The sequence below is a fragment of the Frateuria sp. Soil773 genome (genome assembly GCF_001428405.1).
Lineage (GTDB): Bacteria > Pseudomonadota > Gammaproteobacteria > Xanthomonadales > Rhodanobacteraceae > LMSL01.
The window spans coordinates 149,652-165,514 of record NZ_LMSL01000034.1; the positions used below are offsets into that span (position 1 = coordinate 149,652).

General features: G+C 71.4%; 14 protein-coding genes. All 14 read left to right on the plus strand.

Annotated elements, in window-relative coordinates:
• Positions 1-182: 182 nt before the first annotated feature.
• The 14 genes from ASG87_RS10680 to ASG87_RS10745 all read left to right on the plus strand — a co-directional run bounded on the left by ASG87_RS10680 (position 183) and on the right by ASG87_RS10745 (position 15,562).
• Entirely contained in the window at positions 183-1,316 is a 1,134-nt protein-coding gene (locus tag ASG87_RS10680; protein ID WP_056004723.1) for a flagellar basal body P-ring protein FlgI, read from the plus strand.
• Positions 1,316-2,407: a flagellar assembly peptidoglycan hydrolase FlgJ gene (gene flgJ, locus ASG87_RS10685; RefSeq protein WP_200949064.1), complete on the plus strand. Its 1,092-nt coding sequence runs from the start codon at positions 1,316-1,318 to the stop codon at positions 2,405-2,407. The genes ASG87_RS10680 and flgJ overlap by 1 nt, the downstream gene beginning before the upstream one ends.
• 114 nt (positions 2,408-2,521) lie before the next feature.
• The gene (gene flgK, locus ASG87_RS10690) at positions 2,522-4,396 is read left to right on the plus strand and encodes a flagellar hook-associated protein FlgK (RefSeq protein WP_056004724.1); all 1,875 of its coding nucleotides are present in this window, start codon (positions 2,522-2,524) and stop codon (positions 4,394-4,396) included.
• 10 nt (positions 4,397-4,406) lie between these two features.
• Positions 4,407-5,600, plus strand: coding sequence for a flagellar hook-associated protein FlgL (gene flgL / locus ASG87_RS10695; RefSeq protein WP_056004860.1), 1,194 nt, complete (start codon positions 4,407-4,409; stop codon positions 5,598-5,600).
• Positions 5,601-5,757: 157 nt separating this feature from the next.
• On the plus strand, positions 5,758-7,224 hold the full coding sequence (locus tag ASG87_RS10700; RefSeq protein ID WP_056004725.1) for a flagellin: 1,467 nt from the start codon (positions 5,758-5,760) through the stop codon (positions 7,222-7,224).
• A 61-nt stretch (positions 7,225-7,285) separates the two neighbouring features.
• On the plus strand, positions 7,286-8,680 hold the full coding sequence (fliD, locus tag ASG87_RS10705; protein WP_056004726.1) for a flagellar filament capping protein FliD: 1,395 nt from the start codon (positions 7,286-7,288) through the stop codon (positions 8,678-8,680).
• A gap of 20 nt (positions 8,681-8,700) precedes the next feature.
• Complete coding sequence (fliS, locus tag ASG87_RS10710) at positions 8,701-9,117, plus strand: flagellar export chaperone FliS (RefSeq protein ID WP_056004727.1); 417 nt, start codon at positions 8,701-8,703, stop codon at positions 9,115-9,117.
• Positions 9,114-9,416: a flagellar protein FliT gene (gene fliT / locus ASG87_RS10715; protein WP_056004728.1), complete on the plus strand. Its 303-nt coding sequence runs from the start codon at positions 9,114-9,116 to the stop codon at positions 9,414-9,416. Before fliS ends, fliT begins: the two co-directional genes overlap by 4 nt.
• A 12-nt stretch (positions 9,417-9,428) precedes the next feature.
• Positions 9,429-9,986 (plus strand): PilZ domain-containing protein, encoded by a 558-nt coding sequence (locus ASG87_RS10720; protein ID WP_056004729.1) that lies wholly within the window; start codon positions 9,429-9,431, stop codon positions 9,984-9,986.
• Positions 9,987-10,337: 351 nt separating this feature from the next.
• Positions 10,338-11,756, plus strand: a complete 1,419-nt coding sequence (locus ASG87_RS10725; RefSeq protein ID WP_056004730.1) for a sigma-54-dependent Fis family transcriptional regulator — start codon at positions 10,338-10,340, stop codon at positions 11,754-11,756.
• A gap of 120 nt (positions 11,757-11,876) precedes the next feature.
• On the plus strand, positions 11,877-12,200 hold the full coding sequence (fliE, locus tag ASG87_RS10730; RefSeq protein WP_056004731.1) for a flagellar hook-basal body complex protein FliE: 324 nt from the start codon (positions 11,877-11,879) through the stop codon (positions 12,198-12,200).
• A gap of 44 nt (positions 12,201-12,244) precedes the next feature.
• Positions 12,245-13,933, plus strand: a complete 1,689-nt coding sequence (fliF, locus tag ASG87_RS10735; protein WP_056004732.1) for a flagellar basal-body MS-ring/collar protein FliF — start codon at positions 12,245-12,247, stop codon at positions 13,931-13,933.
• Positions 13,923-14,936, plus strand: a complete 1,014-nt coding sequence (fliG, locus tag ASG87_RS10740) for a flagellar motor switch protein FliG (protein ID WP_056004733.1) — start codon at positions 13,923-13,925, stop codon at positions 14,934-14,936. The genes fliF and fliG overlap by 11 nt, the downstream gene beginning before the upstream one ends.
• Positions 14,933-15,562 carry a FliH/SctL family protein gene (locus tag ASG87_RS10745; RefSeq protein ID WP_056004734.1) on the plus strand — a complete coding sequence of 210 codons (630 nt, stop codon included), beginning with the start codon at positions 14,933-14,935 and terminating at the stop codon, positions 15,560-15,562. The genes fliG and ASG87_RS10745 overlap by 4 nt, the downstream gene beginning before the upstream one ends.
• The last annotated feature ends 301 nt before the right edge of the window (positions 15,563-15,863 follow it).

Here is a 15,863-nt window from a genome sequence, read left to right on the forward strand (position 1 = left end):
AACAGCCGAAGGCTGGCCCCGAAGGGGCGAGCGCGGCGAGTCAACCAGTCATTGCCACCTCGCGCGGTACTCGACCCCGTCATTCCGGCGAAAGCCGGAATCCAGCGACTTTGCGCCTCGAAGCCCACAAGGCACTGGATTCCGGCTTTCGCCGGAATGACGGTGAGGTGGCGGGGGGCAGGATGTTTCGCTTGGCGGGAGGACGCGCCACGCGCGCCCTGGTCGCGGTACTGGCCGCACTGCTGGCCGTCCTCGCCATGCCCGCCCGGGCCGACAAGATCCGCGACCTCGCCTCGGTCGCCGGCGTGCGCTCCAACCAGTTGATCGGCTACGGCCTGGTGGTCGGCCTCGACGGCAGCGGCGACCAGACCACGCAGGCGCCGTTCACCACGCAGAGCCTGGAGAACATGCTGCAGCAGTTCGGCATCACCGTGCCGGCGAACGCGCGGCCGCAGTTGAAGAACGCGGCGGCGGTGATGATCACCGCCGAGCTGCCGCCGTTCGCCAAGCCGGGCCAGCTTATCGACGTCACCGTGGCCTCGATCGGCAACGCCAAGGGCATCCGCGGCGGCCAGTTGCTGATGTCGCCGCTGCGCGGCGCCGACGGCAACGTCTACGCGATCGCGCAGGGCAGCGTGGTGGTGGGGGGCGTCAGCGCGCAGGGCAAGAGCGGCTCCAGCGTGCAGGTGAACATCTCCGCCAGCGGACGCATTCCCAACGGCGCCTCGGTGGAGCGCAGCGTGCCGTCGTCGTTCGCCGGCAACGGCGACCTGATGCTCAACCTCAACACGCCGGACTTCACCACCGCCGCGCGCATCGCCAAGGCGGTCAACCAGGCCTACGGCGCCGGCACCGCGCAGGCGGTGGACGGCGGCTCGGTGTCGGTGCGCGGCCCGCTCGACCCGTCGCAGAAGGTGGCCTGGCTGGGCGCGATCCAGGACCTGGACGTGATGCCGGGCGACGCGCCGGCGCGGGTGGTGGTCAACTCGCGCACCGGCACGGTGGTGATCGGCTCGGACGTGCGCGTGAGCGCCGCCGCCGTCGCCCACGGCGCGATCCAGGTGACGATCAGCGAGCAGGCGCTGGTGAGCCAGCCGGCGCCGTTCTCGCGCGGCGGCCAGACCGCGGTGGTGCCCAGCAGCGACGTGCAGATCAGCGAGGGCGGCGCGCACATGTTCAAGTTCGGCCCGGGCGTGAGCCTGGACGCGATCGTGCGCGCGGTGAACCAGGTCGGCGCCGCGCCCAGCGACCTCATCTCGATCCTGCAGGCGCTCAAGCAGGCCGGCGCGCTGCACGCGGAACTGGTGGTGATCTGATGGACGCCGCGCCGGCCAGCGGCGGCATGCCCGCGCTCGACACCTGGACCGAGCTGTCCGGCTTCAACCGGCTGCGCGCCCAGGCGCAGGCCGACGGCAAGGCGGCGCTGCCGGCGGTGGCCAGGCAGTTCGAGGCGATCTTCACCCAGATGATGCTCAAGTCGATGCGCGCCGCCGGCGACAGCATCGGCGGCGGCATGGGCGACAGCGAGCAGGGCCAGGCCTACCGCGACCTGTTCGACCAGCAGTTGTCGCTGAGCCTGTCCAACGGCCACAACGGCCTGGGCATCGCACGCATGCTGATGCGCCAGCTCGGCGGCCGCGGGCCGGGCCAGCCGGATCCGGCGGCCGGCGGAGGCGTGGAGCTTCCGGCCGGCGCGCTGCCAGCGGCCGGCGACGATCCGCTGGCGCCGCTCGGCGGCGGCATCGATGCGGGCGCGCGCGCCGTGCTGGCGCTGGGCGGGGACGGCCAGGCCGGCGACGGCTTGGCGGCGCTGGTCGCCGATGCTTCCGCGCAGCCCTGGCGCGCCACGCTGGACCGGCTGGCCCGGCGCGCCACGCAGGCGGCCGGCACGGCGGCCCGGCTGCTGCCGGGCGGCGATCCGGTGGCCTTCGTGCAGGCGCTGGCGCCGCACGCGCAGGCCGCGGCGGCTCGGCTCGGCGTATCGGTGCGCGCGCTGCTGGCGCAGGCCGCGCTGGAGACCGGCTGGGGCAAGCACCTGCCGGGCCGCGGCGACGGCGGCAGCAGCTTCAACCTGTTCGGCATCAAGGCCGGCGGCAGTTGGGACGGCGACCGGGTCAGCGTGCCCACGCTGGAATACCAGGACGGCGTGGCGGTGCGCCGCCGCGACAGCTTCCGCGCCTACGACACGCCGGCCGACTCGTTCGCCGACTACGCCCGGCTGCTGGCGGACAACCCGCGCTACGCCGCCGCGCTCGGCCGCGGCGAGGACGTGGCCGGCTTCGCGCGCGCGCTGAGCCGCGGCGGCTACGCCACCGACCCGGCCTATGCGGCCAAGCTCACCGCGATCGCCAACAGCCCGCAGATGCGCGAGGCGCTGGCGGCGCTTTCGCCGCCGGAGGCGCCGTGAATCCGCGAGAGCTTGCGTCCCGGCGCCCACGGCGCGTTCAAGTACGCGCGCGCGCCGCCGTCACAGTACCCATGAACCGCGTGGCCCGCGTGCCACCTCCAGCAAGGAATACGCATGGCTGACATGCTTTCCACCGGCGTGTCCGGCCTGCTTGCCGCGCAGGTCGGCCTCAGCACCGTCGGCCACAACGTGGCCAACGCCAACACCGACGGCTACAGCCGCCAGCAGGTGGGCTTCGGCGCGCGGCTGCCGCAGCAGCAGGGCAACTACTACATCGGCACCGGCGTGGACACGCTGGCGGTGCAGCGCGCCTACAGCCAGTACCTCAACAGCGCGCTGTGGTCGGCCAGTTCGGCCCAGGGCCGCGCCAGCGGCTTCCAGGCACTGACCGGGCAGATCAACAACCAGCTCTCCGGCAGCAGCAACCTGCAGAGCGCGCTGGACGCGTTCTACGGCGCGGTGCAGGACATGGCTAACGCCCCCGGCGACGCCTCGTCGCGGCAGGTGCTGCTGGCGCGCGCCGGCGCGCTGGCCGGCACCTTCACCTCGCTGTCGCGGCAGTTCGAGCAGCTCGGCAGCCAGGTGCAGCAGCAGATCGGCACCACCGTCGATTCGATCAACAGCGACAGCGCCTCGCTGGCCAGGCTCAACGAACGCATCCGCACCGCCTACGCGGGCGGCGGCGAGCCGTCCGACCTGCTCGACCAGCGCGACGCGCTGGTGAAGAAGCTGGCCGGTTCGGTCGGCATCAGCGTGGTGCCGCAGAACGACCACACCCTCAACATCTACGTCGGCAACGGCCAGGCGCTGGTCACCGGCACGCAGTCGCACGAACTCGGCACCGCGCCGAACCCCTACGACGCGACCCGGCTGGAAGTGGTCGGCAAGGACACCGGCAGCGTGCTCAGCGGGCGCATCGGCGGCGGCACGCTGGGCGCGCTGCTGGACTTCCGCAGCACCGTGCTCGAACCGGCGCAGAACCAGCTCGGCCGCGCGGCGCAGGCGATGGCCAGCGCGTTCAACGCGCAGAACGGGCAGGGCATGGACCTGGACGGCCAGATCGGCGGCGACGTGTTCAGCGTCGCCGGCCCGCAGGTGCAGGCGGCCAGCGGCAACGCCGGCGGCGCCAGCGTGAGCGCGCAACTGGCCGACGTCGGCGCGCTGACCGGCAAGGACTACGTGCTCTCCTACGCCGGCGGCGCCTGGAGCCTGAAAGACACCAGCGGCAACCCGGTGGCGATGCAGGGCAGCGGCACCAGCGCCGATCCGTTCACCGTCGACGGGCTCAGCCTGGTCGTCGACGGCGGCGCGAGCGACGGCGACAGCTTCCGCATCCAGCCCAGCCGCGGCGCGGCTTCCAGCTTCGCGCTGGCGATCAGCGACCCGGACCGCTTCGCCGCCGCCGCCCCGCTGCTCGGCAGCGCCGCCGGCGCCAACACAGGCACCGGCGTGCCCGGCGGCATCGCGATCACCGACGCCAGCCAGCCGAACCTGCTCGCCGGCGCCGAGATCGTGTTCGACTCGCCCACCAGCTACCGCATCGACGGCGGCCCGGCGCAGACCTTCACGCCCGGCCAGCCGATCGAGCACGGCGGCTGGAGCCTGAAGCTGGACGGCGCGCCGGCGGCGGGCGACCACTTCAGCGTCAAGCCCAACCACGACGCGCGCGGCGACAACAGCAACGCGCTCAAGCTCGGCGCGGTGGCGAACCAGGGCGTGCTCGACGGCGGCGCCACCAGCGTGGGCCGCGCCTACGCGCAGATGGTCAGCGCGGTGGGCAGCGCCGGTTCCCTGGCGAAGGACGCGCTGACCACGCAGACCGGCGTCTACAACCAGGCGCTGGCGCAGCAGCAGAGCGTGTCCGGGGTGAACCTGGACGAGGAGGCGGCCAACCTGGTGCGCTTCCAGCAGGCCTACCAGGCATCGGCACAGGTCATTTCCACCGCGAGCAGCATCTTCGATGCGCTGCTCGGCGCGGTGCGCGGCTGAGGAGCGGGACATGCGCGTTTCCACCAGTTGGATGCAGCAGCAGTCGGTCAACACCATGCTGGAGCAGCAGGGCAGCCTGTCCGACCTGCAGACCCAGCTCGGCACCGGCAAGCGGATCAACCAGCCCTCGGACGACCCGGTCGGCGCGGCCAGCGCGCTGGCGCTCAACCACCTCGCCGCCGACACCGCGCAATACCAGCGCAACATCGGCGTGGCGAACGGGCGGCTGGGCCTGGAGGAGCAGACCCTGGCCTCCGCCGGCAACGTGCTCGGGCGCGTGCGCACCCTGCTGCTGGAGGCCGGCAGCGGCAGCCAGAACGCCGACACGCGCAAGGACATCGCCACCGAGATGGTGCAGTTGCGCCAGCAACTGCTCGGCCTGGCGAACAGCAAGGACGGCCAGGGCGACTACCTGTTCGCCGGCAACCGCACCGGCACCGCGCCGTTCGTGTCGGCGTCCGGCGGCGTCGGCTACGCCGGCGACGACGGCCAGCGCATGGTCGCCGCCGGCCCGGGCCTGCAGGTGGCCACCGGCGATCCGGGCAGCGCGATCTTCATGGACGTCGCCACCGGCAATGGCAGCTTCGCGGTGAGCGCGGCCAGCGGCAACGGCGGCACCGCGGTGGCCGGCGCCAGCAGCGTCGCCGACCGCGCGGCGTGGGACGGCGGCAGCTACAGCATCGTGTTCACCGCCGCCGACGCCTACGAGGTGCGCGACGCCGGCGGCGCGGTGGTCGGCAGCGGCAGCTACGACCCGGCCAAGGGCGGCGACATCGGCTTCCGCGGCGCGCAGGTCTCGCTGAGCGGCGCGCCGGCGGCGGGCGACACGTTCGAGGTGGCGCCGTCGGGAACGCAGGACGTCTTTGGCACGATCGACCGCATCGTCGACGCGCTGCGCCGGCCCGACGGCGACCAGGCGGCGATGCAGAACGAGCTCAACACGCAGTTCGCCAACCTCGACCAGGCGATCGATTCGCTGACCCGCGCGCGCGCCGGCATCGGCGCGCGCATGAACGCGCTCGACCAGCAGGGCGCGCTCAACGGCGACCTCACGCTGCAATACCAGGGCGCGCTGTCGGACGTGCAGGACCTCGACTACTACGACGCGATCAGCAAGCTCAACCTGCAGGCGAACGCGCTGCAGTCCACCCAGCTCACCTACAGCAAGCTGCAGGGGCTTTCGCTGTTCAACTACCTGAAGTGAAGCGCGCGCGTTCGCGCGGCGAAAATTTCCATTGACGTACTCAAGTTTCCATGCGCCGGGTCGAAACATTCTCTGAGGCGGCGGTGTTCCCAACGGAATCCCCGCTGGCAACCACCGCCGGCCACCGGCACAGAAGACCCGCTACGGAGACATTCCCATGGTCATGAGCGTCAACACCAACATCAGCTCGCTGAACGCGCAGAGGAACCTGGCCGCGTCGCAGAGCAAGCTTTCCACCGCGATCGAGCGCCTGTCCTCGGGCATGAAGATCAACAGCGCGAAGGACGACGCCGCCGGCCTCGCCATCTCGACCCGCTTCACCACCCAGATCAACGGCCTGAACCAGGCGGTCAGCAACGCCAACGACGGCATCTCGCTGGCGCAGACCACCGAGTCGGCGCTGAACGAGGTGACCAACAACATGCAGCGCATCCGCCAGTTGGCGGAGCAGTCGGCCAACGCCACCAACTCGCAGCAGGACCGCGACGCGCTGGACGCCGAAGTGCAGCAGCGCCTGGCCGAGATCACCCGCATCTCGCAGCAGACCACCTTCAACGGCCGCCACGTGCTCGACGGCAGCTTCGGCAGCGCCGCGTTCCAGATCGGCGCCAACGTCGGCGAGACGATCTCGGTGAACCTGAGCCAGGGCGTGGGCTCCAGCCAGATGGGCGCGGCCGCGACCACCAAGAGCGCCGACATCAGCGCGCTGTTCGGCGCGGGCAGCGCGGGCACTCCCGCCGCCGACGGCACGGCCACCACGATCGACCTCAGCACGGCGCTGGGCGGTGCCGGCCTCGTCGTCGGTGCCGGCGACCTGACGGTCAACGGCAACAACGTCGCCGCCGCGACCTACACGGACGGCTCCGTGCTGGCCTCGGCGATCCAGACTGCCGGCGGCTCCGGCGTCACCGCGTCCTTCGACTCGACCACCCACCAGATCACCATCACCAACGCCAACACCACGGCGGCGACGCTCGGCGGCACCAATGCCAGCGCGGTCTTCGGCAGCACCACCAGCGTGGCCGCGCATACCGACGCGGTTCCCGCCACCGGCGCGGGCCTGACCCTGGCGGCCGGCGACCTGACCATCAACGGCAAGGACATCTTCGCCGGCACCTACAAGGATGCCCAGTCGCTGGTCGACAAGATCAACAGCAGCGGCATCGAAGGCGTCTCGGCCTACTACGACAGCGACAGCAAGACGTTTGGCCTGAACTCGCCGAACACGCTGACCGTGGCGGGTGCCAAGTCCGGCACGGGCACCGGCAACTTCAACTTCTCCAACGCCGGTTCGGCGATCGCCGCGGGCGGCAGCCTGGCCCAGAGCGACGTCAAGTCGGTGAGCGGCGCCAACCAGACGATCAGCCGCATCGACGTGGCGCTGTCCACCATCAGCTCGATGCGCAGCGACCTGGGCGCGGTGCAGAACCGCTTCACCTCCACCATCTCCAACCTGCAGACCATCTCGCAGAACCTGAGCGCGTCGCGCAGCCAGATCCAGGATGCCGACTTCGCGCAGGAGACCGCGAACATGTCCAGCGCCAACATCCTGCAGCAGGCCGGCGTGTCCGTCCTGGCGCAGGCCAACTCCACCACGCAGAGCGTGCTCAAGCTTCTGCAGTAACCACCGCCGGAGCGGCCGCGGAACATCGCGGCCGCTCCGCCTTCCTTGAGGAACCCCGTCCATGGCGATCACCGTCGGCTCCACCGCCCCCACCACCGGTCTGCTGACCTCCAAGGGGATAACGTCGGGACTCGACGTGGACAAATTGGTTTCGCAGCTGGTCGCCGCCAAGAAGGCGCCGCAGCAGAACCAGATCACCGCGCAGGCGACCGACGCCAACACCCAGCTTTCCGCGCTGGGCCAGATCGGCGCCGCGCTTTCCGCATTGCAGTCGGCGCTCGCGTCCATCAAGGACGGCAGCGCCCTGGCCGCGCGCAAGGTCACCGTCGGCGACGACGACGTGCTCGGCGCAAGCGCCACCGGCAAGGCGGTGAACGGCAGCTACAACATCGTGGTGGACAAGCTCGCCACCTCGCTCAAGGCTTCTTCCGGCGCCTTCACCGACGCCGCCACGGCCGTCGGCACCGGCACGCTCACCCTCGCGGTGGGCGACAAGTCGATGTCGCTAGTGCTGGACTCCAAGAACAACTCGCTGGCGGCGATCCGCGACGCGATCAACAAGGCCAGCGACAACCCCGGCATCTCCGCCACCATCGTCACCGGCACCGACGGCGCCCATCTGGTGCTGAGCGGCACGCGCACCGGCGCGGCCAACGGCTTCACCGTGTCCAGCAGCGGCGGCGACGGCGCCCTGGCCGCGCTGAACTACGATCCGGCCGCCACCGGCGGCAACGCGCTGAGCGTGATCACCGCGGCCGCGGACGCCGAGTACAGCATCGACGGCCTGCCCGGCCACAGCGCCGGCAACACCATCAGCAGCGCCATCGACGGGCTCACGCTCAACCTCGCCAAGACCGGCAGCAGCACGCTCACCGTGACCAGCGACACCTCCAAGGCCACCTCGGCGCTGGGCAACCTGGTCAGCACCTACAACAGCTTCGTGGGGATCTACCAGAACCTCACCAAGTACGACGTGGACAGCAGCACCGCCGGCGCGATGATCGGCGACGCCACGCTCAACGGCATCAGCCTCACCCTGTCGCGCATCGTCGGCGGCAGCGCCAACGGCGCCACGCTGTCCTCGATCGGCATCTCGCTGCAGACCGACGGCACCCTGAAGCTGGACAGCGACAAGCTGTCCAAGGCGCTCGACGACGGCGGCGTGCAGGTAGGCAGGCTGTTCGGCGGCGACGACGGCTTCGCCGCGCGGCTGGACACCCAGCTCACCGGCTGGGTCGGCAAGGGCGGGCTGCTGGACAGCCGCACCGCCAGCATCGGCCAGCAACTGAAGGACCTGAAGGCGCGGCAGGCCTCGCTGGACAGCCGCATGGACATCCTCACCGCGCAGTACCAGGCGCAGTTCACCGCGCTAGACACCATGATGTCCAAGCTCAACAGCACCAGCGACTACCTGCAGAAGCAGTTCGACGCGCTGACCAACGCGAACAAGAAATAAGACCCCACGGAGCAGACACCATGGCATTCGGATACGGCGCAGGCGCCTACCAGCAGGTCCGCTCGCACGGCGGCGTGGAATCGGCCGACGCGCATGGCCTTATCACCCTGCTGATGGATGGCGCGCTGGAGCGCCTGGTACGGGCGCGCGGCCACATGCAGCGCGGCGAGGTGGCCGCCAAGGGCGAGCTGGTCGGCCGCTGCATCGCCATCGTCGGCGAGCTGCGCAACAGCCTCGACCGCAGCGTGCAGACCCCGCTGGTCGACCAGCTCGACGCGCTCTACGACTACATGGGGCGCCGCCTGCTGCACGCCAACGTGCACGACGACGCGGACGCCCTGGTCGAGGTCGGCGACCTGCTGCAGAAGCTGCGCGACAGTTGGGTGCGGCTGCCGGCCGAGGCGCGCGGGCAGCGCGCGGCCGGGCAGGCGGCATGAGCGTGGCGCCGGGCACCGCGCCGCTGGCCCAGGCCCTGGTCCTGAGCCGCGACATGCTTGCCGCCGCGCAGGCGGCGGACTGGGCCCTGCTGGCCGAACTGGAGGCCCGGCGCGAACCGCTGGTGATGCGCGAGCACGCGCCGGACGGCGCCAGCCGGCGCCAGCTCGGCGAGATCCTGGCGTACGATCGGGAATCGGCGGCGCTGGTGGCCCGCGCGCGGGACGAGGCGGCGGCGCAGTGGCAGGCCGCGCGCGGCCGCGCGCAGGCCATCGCGGCCTACGGCGAACCGGCACGCTAGGCGGGTGGAGACATGGCTACGATCGGCTGGGACGATTTCGAGCAGCGGCTGAGCTGCGAGGACCACTGGCACGCTGACAGCGAACCGCTGGCATGGCCGGTGTCCGACACGCTGGCGCTGCGGCTGGCCGAGCGCAACGCGGCCACCCTGGCCAGCATCGCCGCGCTGGAGGAGCGCCGCGCCGACGGCGCCGACGACGACAACCCGGTCATGCAGGAACTGCAGCGGCTGGACGCCAAGCTGACCGCCCTGGTCGACATCGTGAACCGGATGGTATTGCCGGCCGACCAGTTGCCGCCGCGGCAATGGCTGCGCTTCAACGCGCTCGGCGCGGTGCTTCCGGAGGCGCTGGTGCCGCCGGACGCCCCGGCGCTGCTGCTGCGGCTGCGCTTCGACGCGTGCCGCAGCCTTCCGCTGGAATTGCCGGCCCGGGTGGCGAGCCGGCTCGGCGACGGACGGGTCTTCGTGGCCTTCGTTTCGCTGGGCGAGGACATCGCCGCGTCACTGGACCGGCTGGTCTTTCGCCATCACCGACGCAAAGTGGCAGTCGCGCGCCAGATCGCCGGCTGAAGGCCGCGCCGGCGGCGTCATCTTCCATGTGACGCCCATCACAATTGCAAATTGTCCTACAAGATTTATTTGACCCGCTTCACGCGGCGGTGTCGCAACGTGTCACACGCCGGGCGGCGAGCGACCCGCGTCAAGACTCCGGCACAGCAAGCCCTGGCGGCCGCTTCGCGTCTTCCATGCGCTGGCGAACCGTCATCAGGTGACGCAGAGCGACCATCGAAACGCCCGCGCCGACCCCCGCCGCTGGCCTCCTTTTTGCTCCCTGACCATCGGCGACCGGCGACGGAAAGCCGGCACGTGGAGTTCGGGCGCGACGGGACGGTTCGCGCCCTGCATGAAAGAGGGGCACACATGAACAAGTTCGACTTCCTGGTGATCGAATCGGACGCGGTACGCGCCGAATCCGTACTTTCCGCCTTGCACTTCCTTGGCTACCGCCCGCAGCGCGGCGAGGACTGCGCCGCCGCGGACGAGGCCACGCACGCATGGCGCGGCGTCTACATCGGCAGCATCGGCGAACCGGCCGAGGCCGAGCGCCAGTTCGCCCTGCTCGGCGACGCCGCGGCGCAGGTGCCGGTGCTGCTGGCCGGCGACTCGGCGTGGGCGGCACGGCTTTGCGCGCCCGGCTCGGCGTTCGCGCCGCGCGTGGGCGCGGTGGATTTCCCGCTGCGCTACGAGCAGCTCGCCGAGACCATGCGCAGCCTGTACGCGCGCCTGCTCGGCGGCCGCCGCGGCGAGCTGCGCTTCGTCGGCGATTCCTCGCCGATGCTCCACCTCAACACGCTGATCCGCCAGGTCGCGCCGTTCGATTCCAGCGTGCTGGTGCTGGGCGAGTCCGGCACCGGCAAGGAGATGGTGGCGCGCACCATCCACGAGTGCTCGCCGCGCCGCGACAAGCCGTTCGTGGCGATCAACTGCGGCGCGATCCCCGCCGAGCTGCTGGAGAGCGAACTGTTCGGCCACGAGAAGGGTGCCTTCACCGGCGCGATCAGCGCGCGCAAGGGCCGCTTCGAGCTGGCCGAGGGCGGCACGCTGTTCCTCGACGAGATCGGCGACATGAGCCTGCCGATGCAGGTGAAGCTGCTGCGCGTGCTGCAGGAGCGCGTGTACGAGCGCGTCGGCGGCACCCGCACCCAGCGCTGCGACGTGCGCATCATCGCCGCCACCCATCGCAACCTGGAGCAGTCGATCGCCGCCGGCAGCTTCCGCGAGGACCTGTACTACCGGCTCAGCGTGTTCCCGCTGGAACTGCCCGCGCTGCGCGAGCACCTGGCCGACCTGCCGCTGCTGATCAACGAGTTCAACCAGCGCCTGGCGCGGCGCGGGCTGAGCTGCGTGCGCTTCAGCGCCAGCGCGCTGAATGCGCTGCACGGCTATGCGTGGCCGGGCAACGTGCGCGAACTGTGCAACCTGGTCGAGCGGCTGGCGATCCTGTATCCGCACGGCGAGGTGCGCGCCAGCGACCTGCCGGAAAAATACCGCGGCCACGCGGTGGCCGACGAGGCGCGCAGCGTCTCGCTGCTGGCGATGATGGACGCACCGGCCGTCGCCAACGATGCGGCGCCCGCCGCCGGCGACGCGCTGCTGCTGCCCGAGGGCGGGCTCGACCTGAAGGACCACCTGGCCGACATCGAGGTGGGCCTGATCCGCCAGGCGCTCGACGTCACCGGCGGCGTGGTGGCGCATGCCGCCAAGCTGCTGCGCATGCAGCGCACCACCCTGGTGGAGAAGCTGCGCAAGTACGGCATGCAGAGCGGCCTCGCGGCATAGCGGGCCGCAAGCGCGCGCGACGCGGCACGCCTGCTCCGTCGCGCATGCGACGCGCGCGCCAGCCATGGCACAGCTCTTGCCTCCAACCCCATAACGCATGCCACGCGCCGGAAAACCGACATGAGCCAGATCGACGTCAACAACCTGCTCTCGCAGATGCGCCAGCTCTCCGCGCAGGTGCGCCCGGCGGAAGCCGCGCCGCGCGCCGCGGCGCCGACGCAGGCGGACTTCGGCGCGCTGCTGCGGCGCTCGATCGCCGCGGTGGGCGACAGCCAGACGGAAGCCGGCCGCATGGCGGCGGGCTTCGAGCGCGGCGACGCCGGCGCCGACCTGGGACGCACGATGGTGGCGATCCAGAAGGCCGACCTGTCGCTGCGCACGATGACCGAGGTGCGCAACAAGCTGGTCGATGCCTACAAGGACATCATGAACATGCCGGTCTGATCCCGGCTTCCTCCGCTTTCCGCTGACCGACGACGAGTTCATTCATGGCCGACAACGCCATCGCGACCACCGAGAACGGCGGCTCGCGCCTGGATCCCCTCAAGCAGCTCGCGCGCAATCCGGCGACGCGCCAGGTCGTGTTGCTGGTGGCTGTGGCGGCGGCCGTGGCGCTGGGCGTGGCGGTGGTGCTGTGGTCGCGCGGGCCGAACTACGGCCTGCTGTACGCCGGGCTGGAGCAGAAGGACGCCGCCGCGGTGGTGCAGGCGCTGCAGGCCGCCAACACGCCGTACAAGCTCGGCGGCGACGGCAGCTCGATCATGGTGCCGGCGGCCGACCTGGCCGGCGTGCGGCTGAAGCTCGCCGCGCAGGGGCTGCCGCAGGGCAGCGCCGCGGGCGGCACGCTGCCGGCGGCCGATTCGCCGTTCGGCATGAGCGACCTGGCCGAGCGCACGCGCTACCAGCAGATGCTGGAGACCGACCTGGGCAACACCATCGGCGCGCTGCAGTCGGTGCGCAGCGCGCGCGTGCACCTGGCGCTGCCGAAGCCGTCGGCGTTCGTGCGCGACAACCGCCAGGCCAGCGCCTCGGTGCTGCTCACGCTGTACCCTGGACGCCAGCTCGACGCCGGCCAGGTGGCGGCGATCGTGCACCTAGTGTCCTCCAGCGTGCCCGAGCTGGACGCCAGCCAGGTGTCGGTGGTCGACCAGCAGGGCCAGTTGCTCACCAGCACCGACCCGGACAGCGCCACCGCCGTGGGCGACAGCCGCCTGCGGCTGGCCACGCGGATGGAGAACACCTACGCGCAGCGCATCGAGGCCCTGCTGACGCCGCTGGTCGGCCCGGGCAAGGTGCGCGCGCAGGTCTACGCCGACCTGGATTTCAGCCAGAGCGAGAAGGCCACCGAGACCTTCGGCCACGACCATCCCGCGCTGCGCAGCGAGCAGACCAGCAGCGAGCGTCGCAGCGGCGCGGCGGCCGATGCCGGCGGCGTGCCCGGCGCGCTGAGCAACCAGCCGCCGACCCTGGTGGCGCAGCCGACCGCGGCCAGGCCCGATGCCGGCGGCAAGCCGGCGGCCAACGCGACCGCGCAGGCGCAGCAACCCGCCGAGAGCGGCGACAGCACCAGCAGCGCCACCCGCAACTACGAACTGGACCGCACCATCAGCCACGTCAGCGACCCGGCCGGGCGGCTGGCCCGGCTCACCGTGGCGGTGGTGGTGGACAACAAGTCGGCGCCGGGCGGCGGCGACAAGAGCGTGCCCTTCACGCCGCAGGAACTGGAACACCTCACCGAGCTGGCGAAGAACGCGGTGGGCTTCAACGCGGCGCGCGGCGACAGCGTCAGCGTGGTCAACCAGCCGTTCCACCAGGGGGCGCCGGCCGGCGACGCGCCGGCCGACCTGCCGCTGTGGCAGCGGCCCGGCGCGATGGACCTGATCAAGCAGGGCATCGGCGTGCTGATCGCGCTGCTGGTCGCGTTCGGCCTGCTGCGGCCGCTGCTCAAGGGCCTGCTGCGCACCGCGCCGCAGCCGGCGCTGGCAGCCGCGCTGCCTACGGTGTCGGTGCGCATCGACGACGCGCCGGCGGAGGAGGGCGCGTCCTCCGGCCGCCTCGGCGCGCCCGCGTCGCTCGGCTACGAGCAACGCATCGGGCTGGCGCGGCGGATGGTCAGCGAGAACCCCAAGCAGGTGGCGCAGGTGGTGAAGAACTGGGTGGGCGAAGATGGCGGCTGATCATTCCCAGAACGGCGGCGCGCAGCGCGCCGCGATCCTGCTGCTCACGCTGGGCGAGCAGGACGCCGCCGAGGTGCTCAAGCACCTGAGCGCGCGCGACGTGCAGGCGGTGGGCTCGGCGATGGCCTCGCTCACCAGCGTCACCCGCGAACAGGTGGAGCAGGTGCTGGCCCGGCTCAACGACGACATGGGCCGGCAGACCGCGCTCGGCGTCGGCACCGAGGACTACATCCGCAAGATCCTCACCAACGCGCTGGGCGAGACCCGCGCCGGCGGCCTGATCGACCGCATCCTGCTCGGCCGCTCCAGCAAGGGGCTGGAATCGCTGAAGTGGATGGAGAGCCGCGCCATCGCCGAGATGGTCGGCCAGGAACACCCGCAGATCATCGCGCTGGTGCTGGCCCACCTGGAGCCGGACCAGGCCGCCGAGGTGATCGGCTACCTGCCGCCGCGGGTGCGCTCCGACGCGGTGATGCGCATCGCCACCCTCGACGGCGTGCAGCCGCATGCGCTGAACGAGCTGGATGAGATCATGGAGCGCCAGTTCTCCGGCAACACCAACAAGCTCAAGTCCGCCAGCGTCGGCGGCCTGAAGGCCGCCGCGGCGATCCTCAACGCGATGGAGACCAGCCGCGAGGCCGAGCTGATGAGCGCGATCCGCGGCCACGACGCCGCCCTGGGCGGGCGCATCGAGGAGCTGATGTTCGTGTTCGAGGACCTGGCCGAGCTGGACGACCGCGCGATGCAGACCCTGCTGCGCGAGGTGCCGTCGGCGCGCCTTATCATCGCGCTGAAGGGCGCCGAGCCGGGTATCCGCGAGAAGTTCTTCGCCAACATGTCCAGCCGCGCCGCCGACATGCTGCGCGACGACCTGGAGGTGTCCGGCCCGGTGCGCCTGAGCGAGGTCGACGCGGCGCAGAAGGAAGTGCTGGGGATCGCGCGGCGGCTGGCCGACGCCGGCCAGATCAACCTCGCCGGCAGCGGTGACGAGCTGGTCGCATGAGCGCCGTGCTGACCCGCGAGGCGATACCGGGCTTCCAGCGCTGGGAGCTGCCGCAGGTCGGCGATGCCGCGCCCGCGGCGGCGAGGGAACCGGCGCTGCCCACGGTGGCCGAACTGGAGGCGCTCGAACGCGAGGCGCGCGAGCAGGGCTACGCGGCCGGCCAGCGCGAGGGGCTGGCGGCGGCGCAGCAGCAGCTCGCCGCGCGCATGGCGCAGCTCGACGCCCTGTACGCCAGCGCGGCGCGTCCGCTGCAGGCGCTGGACGAGGCGACCGAACAGGAGCTGGCGCAACTGGCGCTGGCGGTGGCGCGGCAGGTCGTCGCGCACGAACTGAAAAGCACGCCGGAACTGATCGTGCCGGCGATCCGCCAGGCGGCGACGGCGCTGCCGTCGGCCACCCGCGAACTGCGCGTGCGGCTGCATCCCGACGACGCGGCTCTGCTGCGCGAACTGGGTGCCGCCGAGTCGCACTGGCAGATACACGCCGACCCCGCGCTGGCGCGCGGCGACTGCGTGCTGGAAAGCGAACGCTCGCGGCTGGACGCGCGCCTGCGCACGCGGCTGGCCGCGGTGATCGACGCGGTGCTGGGCGACGAAGCCGACGACTCCGTTGAGGACGAGGCATGAGGTTGCGGGCGACCCGCGACGCGACTCGCCGTCCTTCCTGCGGAGGCGCGTATCCAGCGTCTTCGGAATGTCTGGAACCCGAGGCGCTGGATGACTCGCTGCGCCCGCCCCTTCGGGGCCAACCTTCGACTGTCCAACGCTCGCAAAGCTCGTTTTTGTCCGGCTTCCGCCGGGATGACGAGCAAAGCGGATGGAATGACGAGCAGGGCGGGTGGGATGGCAGGCAAGGCGGNATGGAATGACGGGCAAGGCGGGCAGTGGACGTGGATGAAGCCGAAGCCTTCCCCACGACATTCCGAAA

Coding starts and splice junctions, on each gene's coding strand:
- ASG87_RS10680 (WP_056004723.1), top strand. CDS start 183: ATGTTTCGCTTGGCGGGAGGACGCGCCACGCGCGCCCTGGTCGCGGTA.
- flgJ (WP_200949064.1), top strand. CDS start 1,316: ATGGACGCCGCGCCGGCCAGCGGCGGCATGCCCGCGCTCGACACCTGG.
- flgK (WP_056004724.1), top strand. CDS start 2,522: ATGGCTGACATGCTTTCCACCGGCGTGTCCGGCCTGCTTGCCGCGCAG.
- flgL (WP_056004860.1), top strand. CDS start 4,407: ATGCGCGTTTCCACCAGTTGGATGCAGCAGCAGTCGGTCAACACCATG.
- ASG87_RS10700 (WP_056004725.1), top strand. CDS start 5,758: ATGGTCATGAGCGTCAACACCAACATCAGCTCGCTGAACGCGCAGAGG.
- fliD (WP_056004726.1), top strand. CDS start 7,286: ATGGCGATCACCGTCGGCTCCACCGCCCCCACCACCGGTCTGCTGACC.
- fliS (WP_056004727.1), top strand. CDS start 8,701: ATGGCATTCGGATACGGCGCAGGCGCCTACCAGCAGGTCCGCTCGCAC.
- fliT (WP_056004728.1), top strand. CDS start 9,114: ATGAGCGTGGCGCCGGGCACCGCGCCGCTGGCCCAGGCCCTGGTCCTG.
- ASG87_RS10720 (WP_056004729.1), top strand. CDS start 9,429: ATGGCTACGATCGGCTGGGACGATTTCGAGCAGCGGCTGAGCTGCGAG.
- ASG87_RS10725 (WP_056004730.1), top strand. CDS start 10,338: ATGAACAAGTTCGACTTCCTGGTGATCGAATCGGACGCGGTACGCGCC.
- fliE (WP_056004731.1), top strand. CDS start 11,877: ATGAGCCAGATCGACGTCAACAACCTGCTCTCGCAGATGCGCCAGCTC.
- fliF (WP_056004732.1), top strand. CDS start 12,245: ATGGCCGACAACGCCATCGCGACCACCGAGAACGGCGGCTCGCGCCTG.
- fliG (WP_056004733.1), top strand. CDS start 13,923: ATGGCGGCTGATCATTCCCAGAACGGCGGCGCGCAGCGCGCCGCGATC.
- ASG87_RS10745 (WP_056004734.1), top strand. CDS start 14,933: ATGAGCGCCGTGCTGACCCGCGAGGCGATACCGGGCTTCCAGCGCTGG.